General features: G+C 68.4%; 13 protein-coding genes and 1 pseudogene. 11 read left to right on the top strand and 3 right to left on the bottom strand.

Going from position 1 to position 13121, the window contains the following annotated elements:
- The first annotated feature begins 31 nt into the window (after nt 1-31).
- Nucleotides 32-331 carry a hypothetical protein gene (locus tag ACYVM4_RS00345; protein ID WP_460667292.1) on the top strand — a complete coding sequence of 100 codons (300 nt, stop codon included), beginning with the start codon at nt 32-34 and terminating at the stop codon, nt 329-331.
- A 480-nt stretch (nt 332-811) separates the two neighbouring features.
- Nucleotides 812-1351: a hypothetical protein gene (locus ACYVM4_RS00340; protein ID WP_460667291.1), complete on the top strand. Its 540-nt coding sequence runs from the start codon at nt 812-814 to the stop codon at nt 1349-1351.
- A gap of 397 nt (nt 1352-1748) precedes the next feature.
- On the opposite strand, the gene ACYVM4_RS00335 is transcribed toward ACYVM4_RS00340, so the two are convergent.
- Nucleotides 1749-2033, bottom strand: a complete 285-nt coding sequence (locus ACYVM4_RS00335) for a hypothetical protein (protein WP_460667290.1) — start codon at nt 2031-2033, stop codon at nt 1749-1751.
- Nucleotides 2034-2314: 281 nt separating this feature from the next.
- Between ACYVM4_RS00335 and ACYVM4_RS00330 the strand changes: the two are divergent.
- The 3 genes and pseudogenes from ACYVM4_RS00330 to ACYVM4_RS00320 all read left to right on the top strand — a co-directional run.
- Nucleotides 2315-2661, top strand: a pseudogene (locus tag ACYVM4_RS00330) (recombinase family protein); the annotation flags it as partial.
- 153 nt (nt 2662-2814) lie between these two features.
- Nucleotides 2815-3159, top strand: coding sequence for a DUF3140 domain-containing protein (locus ACYVM4_RS00325; RefSeq protein ID WP_460667289.1), 345 nt, complete (start codon nt 2815-2817; stop codon nt 3157-3159).
- Between the two features lie 85 nt (nt 3160-3244).
- On the top strand, nt 3245-3604 hold the full coding sequence (locus tag ACYVM4_RS00320; protein ID WP_460667288.1) for a hypervirulence associated TUDOR domain-containing protein: 360 nt from the start codon (nt 3245-3247) through the stop codon (nt 3602-3604).
- Here ACYVM4_RS00320 and ACYVM4_RS00315 read toward each other — a convergent pair.
- Nucleotides 3538-3729, bottom strand: a complete 192-nt coding sequence (locus tag ACYVM4_RS00315; RefSeq protein ID WP_460667287.1) for a CsbD family protein — start codon at nt 3727-3729, stop codon at nt 3538-3540. The two genes, ACYVM4_RS00320 and ACYVM4_RS00315, sit on opposite strands and share 67 nt — an antisense overlap.
- 624 nt (nt 3730-4353) lie before the next feature.
- Here ACYVM4_RS00315 and ACYVM4_RS00310 point away from each other — a divergent pair.
- The 4 genes from ACYVM4_RS00310 to ACYVM4_RS00295 all read left to right on the top strand — a co-directional run bounded on the left by ACYVM4_RS00310 (nt 4354) and on the right by ACYVM4_RS00295 (nt 8211).
- A complete protein-coding gene (locus ACYVM4_RS00310; protein WP_460667286.1) occupies nt 4354-5583 on the top strand; it encodes an ABC transporter substrate-binding protein in 1230 nt (409 codons plus the stop codon).
- 55 nt (nt 5584-5638) lie between these two features.
- Entirely contained in the window at nt 5639-6508 is an 870-nt protein-coding gene (locus tag ACYVM4_RS00305) for a carbohydrate ABC transporter permease (RefSeq protein ID WP_460667285.1), read from the top strand.
- Nucleotides 6505-7350: a carbohydrate ABC transporter permease gene (locus ACYVM4_RS00300; RefSeq protein ID WP_460667284.1), complete on the top strand. Its 846-nt coding sequence runs from the start codon at nt 6505-6507 to the stop codon at nt 7348-7350. Before ACYVM4_RS00305 ends, ACYVM4_RS00300 begins: the two co-directional genes overlap by 4 nt.
- Nucleotides 7351-7653: 303 nt before the next feature.
- Nucleotides 7654-8211, top strand: a complete 558-nt coding sequence (locus tag ACYVM4_RS00295) for an AAA family ATPase (RefSeq protein WP_460667283.1) — start codon at nt 7654-7656, stop codon at nt 8209-8211.
- 417 nt (nt 8212-8628) lie between these two features.
- Here the strand turns inward: ACYVM4_RS00295 and ACYVM4_RS00290 are convergent, their stop codons facing one another.
- The gene (locus ACYVM4_RS00290; RefSeq protein ID WP_460667282.1) at nt 8629-9816 is read right to left on the bottom strand and encodes a helix-turn-helix domain-containing protein; all 1188 of its coding nucleotides are present in this window, start codon (nt 9814-9816) and stop codon (nt 8629-8631) included.
- Nucleotides 9817-10200: 384 nt separating this feature from the next.
- Between ACYVM4_RS00290 and ACYVM4_RS00285 the strand changes: the two genes are divergently transcribed.
- Both ACYVM4_RS00285 and ACYVM4_RS00280 read left to right on the top strand, forming a co-directional pair.
- A complete protein-coding gene (locus ACYVM4_RS00285; protein ID WP_460667281.1) occupies nt 10201-11490 on the top strand; it encodes an AI-2E family transporter in 1290 nt (429 codons plus the stop codon).
- A gap of 700 nt (nt 11491-12190) precedes the next feature.
- Nucleotides 12191-13072 carry an SRPBCC family protein gene (locus ACYVM4_RS00280; protein WP_460667280.1) on the top strand — a complete coding sequence of 294 codons (882 nt, stop codon included), beginning with the start codon at nt 12191-12193 and terminating at the stop codon, nt 13070-13072.
- Nucleotides 13073-13121: the final 49 nt, after the last annotated feature.

The raw sequence follows: 13121 nt of genomic DNA, 5'->3' as shown, positions 1-13121 counted from the left end.
CGGGGTGGCCCTGCGATGAAAGGTCCCCGCCATGAGCCGCACCATCTCCGTTCTTGTCCGTGTCGATGGCACCGCCAATACCGTGACCTTGACCGTCACCGGGGACCCGACCCCCGGTGACCGGCAGGAACTGACCCGGATGACCGCCCGGGCCCGCGCCCTCTTCCCGGACGCCGCGGTCACCGTGGACCTCAGCTCCACCCGGGCCCCCACCCTTCTGGACCCCCAAGGCCCGCAGGGGGAGAACACCAACCACCGCGACGACGGGCAGCCCGAGACCAGCAGCACCCCGACCGCCCCGCACCTAGGGACAGCCTCCTCCGGCCGGTGACATCGCTCCTTGCGACAGCGGGGGCCAGTGGTTCACTTCTGCACCGGTATGCGTCGTGTGCGGCACACCACATGACGTGCCGGGGTTAGGTCCCCGGGTGGGGAGCGCGCATCGTGGGAGGCAGAGGACGAACATGGTCAGCCGGGGGCTGACCCGGAAGCGTTCTCTCGCCCGGGCTGGCCACCAGGACCGGGACAACGGCGTCCTTGCCGGTGGCCACGACCAGCAGCCGACCACGGGGGCAAGCGATGGAGGCGGAACCGGCCCGGGGGGCCGGGACCGCCTTCAGTCGTCCCACGATGAGTTCCGTGGTCTGTCAGGGCCGGCCGCCGGGCACCCAAAGCTCCAGGACCGTCCAGCGCACCCCGAACGCCCTCGATTCTCCGGGGGCCTACCCCTGGATCGTTGTTCCGCTGCAGGGGCCGGGGTCCGCCCCCCGGCCTGCAGATGCGTCAGAACCTCGAGGAGACAGGTACTCCCATGAACACCACCCAGTCCCTGAAAGACCTGCTGGATGTGGCAGTGCAAAAGCACCAGACCTTTATCCGCCAGCTGAGCTGCATGGCCCAAGAGCGGGGATTCGCGGTGGAGGCCGCCACCTTGGGGCGGATCCGCAACAACACCGACGACTCGCGCCCCACCGACGAGACGGTGCGCGCCATCGGGTGGCTGGCCGGTGTCCCGGAATCCGTGGCATTCACCGCCGCGCACCGTCGGGTGCCCGGGCCGCCTCTGGCCCAGGAGCTGCCCGAGGGGGTGGACAGTCTCCCACCCCGGACCCGTCAAGTCGTCATCGGTGTGCTGCGCGTCCTGGTCGCTGCCCAGCAGCACCGCGACAGGTCAAAGGGCACCACGCCCCGGAAACGAGGGGGAGACCGTCTCGTCGCTGCGGGGCCTGCTCGCCCCGGCGGTGGACGCCCGCCGGATGCACCACCGCCGGACGCGTTCTGGGAAGACGCCGACGCCCAGGAGGACGCACTGTCCACCACGTCCCCGCTCACTGATTACCGCGGAACCTGACCTGCCCCGCTCGATGCGCCACCGGAAGGACACCGATCCGCACGCTCGGCGGGAGCGCCTCGTACAACTTGATCCCGGCCAGGCGGCCGGAGCAGCGATCTGACCCGGTTCGGCGGCTGGTAGGACCAGCAAGCAGCCTGGCTCTACAGCTGGCGGATGAGAGGCCGGAGCTACGGGAGTTCTCGCCTCTTTTCCTACTCCCGTCCGACCGATCTGGCGCTGCCTCGCGGTGCCGCGGTAGGGATTCCCATCCGGTCCGGGCTCGTGGGTGGGCATGCAGTTCGGGCGCAGCCGCGCTCGATCACCCACCGGTGCCGGCGGAGTCCGGTACCGGTGGGTGGTTCCTCTGGCGGATCTCGGCGAAGCCACCGTCTCGGTGGCCGGGCTGGGCGGGGCTCTACATGGTGATCAGCTCGAAGGCGGCGTGGTCCAGCAGATCACGCTCACTACGGGGAAGGTCCAAGCACTGGTGCACGTAGGCGTCAATCTCCAGGTGGCCGACATTTCCGCCCAAGCTGAAGTAGCGCCACCACAACGTGTGCACCGAGACCCGGGCCCTGGTGAGGGTCTGGTGCAGTGACCGGGCTTGGTAGGTGGCAAAGGAGTTGAGCATGGGGACCTCTCTCAGCGACGAGACCGCGGGGGTCCCCATGGTGAAAGGGGGCACTGGGTTCTCAGCCATCCCTGTCACTAGGAGGATAGCCCCGATCACGGGCAGGGCCATGCCGTCTTCGTTTTTCGGACCACCTCCCGGATCGGTGCGCCCGTTCCCTCGAACCCACCGGCAACGGTGCAGTAGGGGTTCTCATGCGGGCGTCCTGCGCTCCGGGGGTCGGAGGTTCAGCCGCAGTCTCACAGCCGTCCGAAAGATCGTTGGGTGATGGGCGGCGGATGCAGGAACAGGTCGACGCCCTTTGTTTTACATATGGCCGATTGGCGGCCGATTTTTGCCGAACAACAGCGGGGAGGGAGGGGGTGCGGGTGCGGAACTTTGGTGGGGGAGACGTGGACACGGCCACCCCGATGGGTTCGATGATCTTCACGGTCATGGCCGCCCTGGCGCAGATGGAGTTGGAGATCAGGCGGGAGCGGATCACCGACTCGGTGGCCAAACGGGGAGCTGCCGGCAAGGACCTCGGTGGACGCAGACAGACCTTCACCGACTCCCAGAGCCGCAACGCGATCCGCCTGATCGAGGGTGGGAGCCGGCCACTCGGGTCGCCCGCGAGCTCAGAGTGTCGAGGGCCCTCCTCTACCGGCGGATCCGGGAACTGCCGGAGGTGTCCGTCTTAGCGAACGCCCGTCGATGAATCAGATGGTGCGTCAATCAACCCGGTGCTGGCCGGGCGTCGAAAAAGTCGCTGCCGAAGCGGTGAACCGTGGGGTGGACACTACGACGGCGCCACGGAAGGCTGAAGTCGACAGCGGCACAGCCGGCCAATACCGAGATGGAGGAGCGGACCATGGGTAGCGACAGCGGCAAGGACAGTGAGAAGGCCATCGGCAAGGACTTCGAGGAGGCGGTGAACATGACTGCCCGGCAGATGTCGGACTGGCTGGAGACTGACGAATCCAAGTCCGTGGGGCAGTCCGAGGGCGGGGAGTCGGTGGGGCACCGCTCGGGACGGCGCATCGTGGAGATCCTGGAGAAGAAGAAGTCCGAGCGCACGGAGGCCGACTACGACCACATGCACAAGGTCGTGGGCTACGTGCACCGTCATCTCGCCCAGCGCCCGGACGGGGACGTGACCGGCACTCGGTGGCGGTACTCGTTGATGAACTGGGGTCACGACCCGCTTCAGGACTGACCGGCCCGCGCTCCGGCAGAAGACCGGTCCACCGGTACACGGTGATGGCAGCACCACGGCGGCGACGACGGAAGGAGCCGAGGGGATGGGCTTGAGCAAGAACCCGAAGGTCACCTGGAACACCCCACAGGCCGAGTCCGAGGGCACGACCGTGGACAAGCGGACCGAGGAGTTCGATCTGGACGCTCACACCCACCGGGCTGGTGGCGAGGACCCGCGCTACATCGTGGAATCGGACAGCTCCGGCGCCCGAGCTGCCCACCAGGGGAACCGCTCACCGAGGCCTGGGCCCTCCCCCCGGGCCTGTAACGGCCCCGGTCCCGTGAAGGAAAGCCGGGGCCGTTGCACTGTGGTTCAACGGTGCGGCTGCGGCTGCGGCTATCTGGGGTCGTCGGCGGCGTTCATGGCGGCGTCTTCGACGCTCTCACCGGCCTGCTTGGCATGACCGGCGATGTTCTGCGCCTGGCCCTGGGCCTGCAGATCCGGGTTGTCGGTGGCGGCGCCGACTTTTTCCTTGGCGGCACCGGTGGTCTTGTCGGCCGCAGCACTGATCTTGTCTCCGAGTCCCATCGGTACCTCCTTCTGTCGGTGCACAAGAGCCCCCACCATAGGCCCGCCGGCACGGATGGGGAATGGTAGGTCCAGGCCGCCGTTGCGACGACCGCGTGATACCACCCCGTCACTACCGCACTCTTTTCGACCGTCGTTGACCGGTGGCGATGTTGGGGCCGGGGTAGAACCGAGCACCGGTTCCTGAGATCGGCAGGGCTGGGGGCCTCGTGCGGGGGTCGGGTAAAGCGCTTGTCGGAGCGGGGCCCTAGACTGCCCGCCATGTGCTGGGACCGGTGTTGCTCACAGTCAGTTGCGCCCGCGAGGAAGCGGTGGGCCTCGGGTCGGGCCGTGGCCGGTATGCGGTGCGGCTGGGTGAGGGCTTTCCGCGCGTCGGGCGCCTCCACCACGAGGCCGTGGGCGTGCGTTGACGGCCACGCAGCCGGCAGCGTCAGAGGCGGGTCCTAGACCTGGTCCTGCCCAGTGGCCCTAGGGTGGTCTCACGGTGCGTCGTGGCCGGCTGTGGTTTCGTTCCCTCCTTCCGATTGGAGCCCCGATATGCCCTTCCGCAACAAGTCTTTGATGTTGGTTGTCAGCCTCACCGCTGCGATGACGGTGTTGTCCGGTTGTGGTGCGGGCTCCCGGGTGGCCGAGAGTGGTGGCGCGGAGCAGGTCTCCTGCGACGTCGAGGTCCCCGAGGAGGCCACCACGGTCAACGTCCTGGCCTACAACTCCTCGGCGATCGATCCGTTCACCAACACCATGGTCTCCAGCTGCACCCAGGACGGGCTGACCGTCAAGCACGATCCGATCGACTTCGCCGGTCAGGTCCAGCGCACCCAGGCGACGCTGGCCGGGGACTCGGGCACCTTCGACATCGTGGAGACCTACGGGTTCGTGATCCCCACCTACGCGGCCGAGGGGAAGCTCATGCCGCTGGATGATCTGTTCGCGAAGTACGAGGAGCAGTACGGCCTGGACGGGCTGAACCAGCAGATGCTCGAGGCGATGTCCTACGACGGCACGCTCTACGCGCTGCCGATGCAGGCGCAGGTCTTCGTTATGGCCTACCGCGAGGACGTCTTCGAGGACCTGGGTCTGGAGGCCCCCACCACGTTCGCGGAACTGCGCGAGGCCGCCCAGACGATCCAGGAGGCCGGGGTGATGGAGCACCCGGTGGCCCTGCCGTGGTTGGCGAGCTCGGACATCGTCACCGCTTACGACGCGGCCCTGGGCTCGCTGGGCTCCGACTTCGTGGACCACCAGGCGGGGAGGGCGAACTTCGACACCCCGGTCGCCGCGCAGGCCTTCCAGGAGCTGGAGTCGCTGCTGCCCTACATGGATCCGCAGGTCACCACCTTCGACCAGCCGGCGGTGCAGCAGCAGATGTACAACGGGGACGCCGCGATCTCGATCATGTTCTCCGGGCGGATGACCGATCTGACCGACCCGGAGAACTCGCAGTACGCGGACCGGATCGGCTTCGCCGCCCCGCCCGCGGTCGAGGAAGGCGGTAAGCAGTACAGCGCCCTGTCCGTGGACGGCTGGTCGATCCCGGCGAACACCGAGGCGGACCCCGACCTCCTGTTCCAGCTGATGGCCGTCTCGGTCGGTCAGGAAGCCTCCGAGGCCGCGGTGCCGGCCGCCTACCCGGCGCGGGAGGGCGTGGTCACCTCCGAGAACTCGCCCTACGCCGATGCCGCCAACGACGCGATCAACAACGCCCCGGCGGCGGAGCCCTACCCCTACACTTCGCTGATCAGCAACGAGATCACCCCGATGGTCGCCGGTGTGCTCACCGGCAACACCGAGCCACAGGAAGCCACCCGGAACATGCAGGACGCCGCGGAGCAGATCCTGCAGGACACCCGATGAGGACCCCGGACTCGGGCCGGGGCCTGGCCGGCGCCGGCAGCGGGCACCGTCGTTGATGCGCCGGCGGGAGTTCTACGGGCTGGTGGGCCCCAGTGTGGCCGTGATGGTCGGGCTGCTGGTCGTGCCCCTGTATCTGACGGTGAAGTGGAGCTTCCAGGAGGTCGACTACGGCTCACCGGGGGAGTTCGTGGGCCTGGACAACTACGCCCAGGCGTTCACGGACCCGCGCTTCGGGCGTGCCCTGGTGTTCACCGCCGGGCTCACCGTGGTGGTGACGGCCGTGCTGCTGGTCGCCGGCTACGTGCTGGCGGCCACGGTCAACAAGCTGGGCCGGATGCGCCCGGTGGTGCTGGGCATTCTGCTGATCTCCTACGTCATCCCGAACGTGGTGGGTGCGACGATGTTCTCGTGGCTGTTCGATCAGAACTTCGGCGGCGTGGTGAACCTGGCCTTCAGCTGGCTGACCGGCGACGAAGTGCTGTGGTACGTGCAGACCTGGCCCAACCGCATCATGGTGGCGCTCAACGTGATCTGGTCCATGCTGCCCTTCGCCACCCTCATCCTCCTGGCCGGGCTGCAGGGCGTGTCCCGTGACGTGTTGGAGGCAGCCCAGCTCGACGGTGCCGGTCCGATCCGCACGCACTGGAGCATCATCGTCCCCTCCATCCGCGGGGTCATCGGGTTCGTGGGGCTGATTTCGGTCATGGACATCCTGCGGGTCTTCGACAATCTTGTGCCGCTGTCCCCGCAGGCGGTGCAACTGGGCAACGAGTCCGTGATGCTCTACATCTTCAACATCGCGTTCCGCGACGGCGGCCAGGACCTCGGACTGGGCAGCGCGCTGTCCGTGCTGACCATCGTCGTGATTCTGGTGATGCTCTACCCGTTCCTGCGCGACGTCGTCCGGGAAGCCAAGCAGATATGAGAACCATTGCCCGCCGGCCCGGGGCCCGCACCGGGGTGGGCCCGATCGGCACCGTGATCCTGACGCTGGTGTGCCTGCTGATGCTCCTGCCGGTGATCTGGACGGTCCTGTCCGTCACGAAGCCCACCAGCGTGGCTTTTGTGAACCCGCCGGTGCTGACCTACTCGCCGACGCTGGAGTCTTTCGCTGATCTGTGGCAGACCACGTACTTCTACCGCTATCTGCTCAACACGCTTGTGGTGGCCGTGGTCAGCACGCTCGTGGCCCTGGTGCTGGGCATCCCGGCCGCCTACGCCCTCTCCCGCTTTCCCGGCTGGGTGTCCATCGCGCTGCTGCTGCTGGCCCTGGTGTTCCGCTCCCTGCCCCGTTTCGCGATCGTGCTGCCCATGTACGACATCTCCCGGAGCCTGGGCATCTACGACACCCGGTTCGTGCTGGCGATGGCTCTGGTGGCGATCAACCAGCCCTTTACGATCTGGTTGCTGCGCAACTTCTTCGCCGCGATCCCGCGCGAGCTCGACGAGGCCGCGATGCTGGACGGGTGCCGGCGTCATCAGATCCTTACCAGGATCATGGTGCCGCTGCTGGGCCCGGGCATCCTCACCGCGGCGATCTTCGTGTTCTTCTTCGCCTTTCAGGAGTACCTGACCGCCGTGGTGCTCACGAACACCGAAGCCGGCACGGTACCGGTGTTCGTCGCCACCCAGCTCGGCCAGACGCTGCCCATGCTCCAGCAAGCCGGTGCGGCCGCCGTGCTGCTCACGATCCCGGTGATGCTCTTCGCCTTCGTGGCCCAGCGCTACCTGGTGGCCGGACTCAGCTCCGGCTCGGTCCGCGGCTGAGCCGGGCCACCCAGCTCCTGTCGTCCGGGCATCGCACCCGTTTACGCGCGATAGGGCCATGGTGGGCGTTGCGGTAAAGGTTTCGTCGCGGGCATCACCCCGGCCACCGGCTTCCCGACGGACCGGGCGAGAACCCCTCGGCCTCCACCCACGAGCGGTGCCCGTCTCGGTGCCGAAGGCGTGGGATCCTGCGTTCAGTAGTGTCAGGACCAGTCGAGGAAGAGGGGCCGGGTGCGTCGTGCTCAGGCAGGCAGTCGGGGGTCGCGGCCCGACGGGTCCCGTTCTCGACGTGCCCGGACAATCGTGGTGTTGCTGGGCATCGACGGGGCCGGGAAGACAACCACTGCGAACGCGCTGGCGGCGGCAGGGCGGAACTCGGGACGGCCGGCAATCGTGCTGCGCAACCGGTCCGGGCGGCGCTGGTTGGCCCGCGCCTCGGCACGCTGCGGGCTCGAGCTGCCCGTGCGGTGGGCGGACCGGTTCGAGACCGTGGTGCGCACCGCCAACGTCGCGGTGACCCAGGTGCGGGCCGGCCACCGAGAGGGTCTGGTGGTCATCGACCGCCACCTGGTGTGCCAACTGGTACTGCGCCAGGGCCGCGGCCTGCCGCCGGGGCGCGTGCTGCCGTGGTTGGCGGCCCGGTCGATCCGCCCGTACGCGGTGGTCGTTCTCGACGTCCCGGCCCGGATCGCCCAGCAGCGGATCCTGTGCCGCGGAGAGGATCACGAGTCGCTGGACTACCTGCAGACCGCCCGCACCGCCTACCTGGAGCTCGCCCGGACCGAGGGCTGGAGCGTGGTGGACGCAACCGCAACGACCGACGTGCTGGTCGCCCAGATCGCCGCGGCCGTCGACCTCTGACAGATCGGCAGAACCAGGTCGTCCCCGGACCACGGGCCGTCCCATGATCGGCCGGCCGTGAGAACCGCAGACAATGCCTGTTCTCATCACCCCGATGTTCATGCGCTGCGTTCCCTCGCCCAGGGTGACGGCGGCGTCGGGAACCATGTTGGTGAACATCACCACCCGAGCTGACGTTTTTTCAGCTTCGAGAACGACCTGCCTCGTGAGCATGACGGCGACGGCGGTGACCACGCAGGCCAACCCGACAATGGGCGGAAGAGGGACACCCAAAATCAAACAACTTTACATATAGCCCCGCTACCGGCCTATTTCCACGGGGCGAAGCTGCAGGCGAGATTCCCCGGGATTCTTGCAGTGATGATCGTTATCCGGGGGCCACGGTCAGGAGAGATCGGGCACCGCAGTGATCGCTGCCTAGGAGGGGTTCTGGTGGGGCAGGGCGCGCAGGACGAGTTCGAGCTCGAAGCGGGTCTGCGGGTCGTTGAGTGTTTCACCGAAGACCTCGCGCAGCTGGTTGACCCGGTAGCCGACCGTTTGTTCGTGGATGAGCAGATCGGTGGCCATCGCAGTACGGTGCCCGTGGTGCTTGAGCCAGGACAACAGGGTCGCGCCCAGCCGTTCCCGCTGGGCGGGGCGCAGCTGTTCGAGCGGGGCCAGCCGTTGGGCGGCGAGGTCCTCGACCATGGCGCGGTCACTGAGCAGCAGCAGCTGGGTGAGGTGCTCGGTAACCCACAGCGGCCCCTCGACATCGGGATCGTGCTGCAGCAGGTCCCGGGCCATCACGGCCAGGCGCAGGGAATCCGGCGCTGCCTGCCAGGGTCGGCCTGGGCCGACCACCGCGTTGCGTCCGGCCAGGACGCGACCCAGCTCCTGGCGCGCTGTGGGGGAGGAGGGCTCGGGCACGATGGCGATGATGTCGCCGGGGCGGGAGGTGAGCAGCGCCCGGGGCCCCAGCCGGGAGCGCAACCCCGTGCGCCGATCCGTGGGGAGCAGGATCACCACCACCCGCTCGGGCAAGGTCCACCCGGCCGTGAGCACGGCTGCGCGTACGGCGTCCTCCTCGACGTGGCCGCGGATGAGCATCTCCGCCACCGTGTCCAGCAACCGGTCCTGCTCGCCGGCCCGCTCGGACTGCTCGGCGGCGTAGCCCTGGGCGCTGGCGGCGGAGAGCTCCTCGATGTAGGCGAACACCGACTCCGCCAGAACGATCAGCACCGAGGCCTCGGCCCCGGCTTCCATGGCCACCCCCGACATCGACCGCAAGGTGGTGCGGGCCCCGGAGCGGTAGGCGGCGAACAGCGCGTCCATGGGCCGGCCCTGATGGACCTCGGCCCGGCCGAGCAGCTCGTAGACGAGCCGATCCTCATCGCGCAGAGCCGGTTGGGTGGTGCCGGCCAGGTCCAGGAAGCGGGTCAGGGCGGACTCGACCCCGAGCTGGATCTCGGCCCGTAACGGACCGTCCAAAGAGGGGGCGTAGACCGGGACGTCCCGGTGCACCGCCGCCAGCATCCCCTGCGTGAAGGTGGGCACGTGCCCCGCCAGCAGTGGGGTGAGGGAGGGCGGCAGCGCCGTCCACGGCAGATCCCGATCCACATCAACCACCACACACCCCACTCCATGATTCCGTCAGGGTCTGCCTGGCCGGGCCAGGACGACCAGTTCGCAGCGACTTACCCCGGATATTGCTTGCTTGCGCCCTGGTCCCATCGCCCTTGCTGTCCTGTCCAGGGGCGAACCGGCCAACCGGAAACGGGGTGCTGGAGTATCAGGCGATCGGTCCTGCTTCCATGGCACCGAGGGCACCGCTACCCGGGCCAGGGGCTGCGACCAACACGGCAAAACCCTATCTCCACCGGGCCCCCCTTATGCGCTGCCGGAAAGGTCCGACAGGCCCGGCGGCCGGTCGCTCAGCCCATCACGGACAGGACCGAGAAGGGCGGATTCGTCCCGCACCGGGGTGATCGGTGGGCGTGCCAGGATGTGACCATGCCCTCGACATCGCACGGCGCCCAGCGTCCGCTGACTTCGGGGCGCAGCAATGAGCTGCTGCCGGTCCACGGTGACGCCGCTGGGGGCGTCGCTGTGTCGGTGCGGGTCGCCGCGGCGTGGTCGTGGCGACTGATCATGATCCTGGCGGCGGTGGGGTTGGCCGGCTATCTGCTGTCGAGGATCACGGTGGTCATCATCCCGGTGCTCATCGCCGGGTTGCTGGCCGGGCTGCTCTTCCCGCTGGTGAAGTGGCTGCGGGCCCAGCACGTGCCGGCCGGGGCGGCGGCGGGACTGGTGGTACTGGGACTGGTCGGTGTGGTGATGGGTCTGCTCGTGATCGCCGGCCGGCAGATCGTGCTGGGCTTCGCGCAACTGTCCGACAGCGCGGTAGCAGGCACCCAGCAGCTGCTCGCATGGCTCGAAGACGGGCCGCTGGACCTGAGCGCGAGCACCGTCAACGACTGGATCAACGACTTCGGCACCACCGTCCAGGACAACAGCCAAGCCATCCTCACCGGGGCGATGTCCTTCGGCGCCACGGCCGGCAACGTGCTGACCGGCCTGGTGATCATGGTGTTCACCCTGCTGTTCTTCCTGATGGACGGAGAACGGATCTGGCTGTTCCTGGTCCGGCTCTTCCCGGTGAACGTGCGGCGGGCGGTCAATGGTGCGGGCCGGCACGGGTGGACCTCGCTGGTGCAATACGCCCGAGTTCAGGGGTTCGTGGCGTTCATCGACGCGGTGGGCATCGGTGGCGGGGCGGCCCTGCTCGGGGTGCCCCTGGCCCTGCCGATCGGCATCCTCGTGCTCCTGGGATCCTTCATCCCGATCGTGGGGGCAGTGGCCACCGGGGCGGTGGCGGTGCTGGTGGCACTGGTAGCCAGCGGGCCCACCACCGCGCTGGGGATGCTGGCGATAGTGCTGCTGATCCAGCAGCTCGAATCCAACGTCCTGCAACCACTGATCATGGGCAAAGCCGTCTCCCTGCACCCGCTGGCGGTGTTCCTGGCCGTGGCCACCGGATCCATCCTCTACGCCATCCCCGGAGCCCTGTTCGCGGTCCCGGTGATGGCCTTGGCCAACACGGTGGTGCGCTACCTGGTGACCCGGCAGTGGACCATCGACGACGAGATCGCCTGGGAGCCCTACTACTACCCGTGGGAAATCAAAAAGCACACCCACCACGACCGGTTCACCCGGGAACAAATCATGGCGCAACTGGAACGCTTCCGCCGGACCCGGGCCAAGGAACGAGAACACGCCCAGGCCAAGCGACAGCAGACGTAACCTCAGGGCGGGCTACAGGGCAACGACCTCAGGCCATCCCGCACCGGTGAACGAGCTGATGCTGGACGGCGAGGAGATCAACGACCGGGACTGGCCCGATCCTGCTCAGCCGGGGACAACGCAAGGGCCCACTCGTGAACGAGCGGGCCCTCACAGTACAGGTGTGCCGATTCCCGGCTCTGGGGAGCCGAAGCCTCACCGGCCCGGGGTGGTCGGGGTCACCCGCGCCGGTGTAGTAGCCGCGATCGGTGTGAACTTGATTGTTCCGTTTCAGCAGCTCGGCCAGGCCCAGCAGGCCGGCCAGGCCTCACAGGCCCATCTCGCTGTTGTCGTCGTCGCTGTGCTGGGTCGTGGTGGTGGCGGGAACAGCCACTTCCGCGGCAGTGGCAGGGGCTGCCACGCCGGTCGGCGCTACCCGGGAAAGGGCGGCACTAGCTGCGCTCTTGCGCATTCTCGCTCTCCTGCGGTGCGGAGAAGGGCCATCGGCCGAGGGCCCGGCCGGCAGCCTGTTTCCCCTGCAGTTTTCCGGGGACTCCTCCTGGTTGGCGGCCTCGACCGGCCCGGCGGAGGGCGGCGCGGGCAACGTCACCATCATGGGTGAGCATGGCCATCCGGGACAGGCGGACGGTAGCGTCAGTACCCTGGCGAAGCGCTGGAGGTTCGCCGGTCCTGATCGTCGAGACGGATCGAAGGAGATGCCATGAGCACCAAGGTCGAGAAGACTGTCGTGGTCGATGTGCCGCTGAGCACCGTGTACAACCAGTGGACCCAGTTCGAGGACTTCCCGCAGTTCATGAACGGCGTGAAGAGCGTGACTCAGCTCGGCGACGACCGCCTCGAGTGGGTCGCCGAGCTCGGCGGTGTGCGCCGGCAGTGGGAGGCGAGGATCGTGGAGCAGGTCCCCGACAGCCGGGTCTCCTGGGCTGCGACCGAGGGCGCCACCAACGCCGGATCCGTGATGTTCCACGACGCCGGCAACGGCCGGACCGAGGTGCACCTGGTCCTCGAGTACGAGCCCGAGGGCCTCGTGGAGAAGATCGGCGACAAGCTCAACGTGGTCGAGAACCAGGCCGAGGGCGACCTCGAGCGGTTCAAGAAGTTCATCGAGGCCGAGGGCTACGCGACCGGTGCCTGGCGGGGCTCCGTGAACGAGGGAGCCCCGGTCGGCACGCCCGGTGTGGAGCACGCCGCGGCCTCCCGCGGTGACGACGGCAAGGCCGGGGTGTCGGGCAAGGCGGTCGCCGCGGGTGTGGCCGCGGCCGGGCTCGCGGCGGCCGGGGTGGCCGCCGCGGCGGCGGCCAAGAACGAGGATGCCGGGGAGGACACCGACACGGACATCGAGTCGGGCACGTTCGAGGAGGGCACCCCGGTCGAGGTCCCGCTCGTCGAGGAGGAGGCGGTGAGCGAGGAGTTCACGACACTGGCCCCGACTACCGGGTCTGAGGACACCGCCACGCCGATGACCCCCACGGAGCCTCCCACCGCCTACGACGCGGTCGGCCCAGCACCGGGGGAGGACCCGGATGCCCACGGTGAGGTGCCGCCGAGCGGAGGTGGCCGTCTGTCGGGCGGCGGTATCTAGAACCGTCCGGGTCCCTGGGACGGGCTCCCCCACCGGATACCGTCCCAGG

It is taken from the genome of Kocuria himachalensis (genome assembly GCF_054784195.1).
Note: the sequence above shows the minus strand (reverse complement) of the source record. Positions and strands in the feature narration are given on the sequence as shown.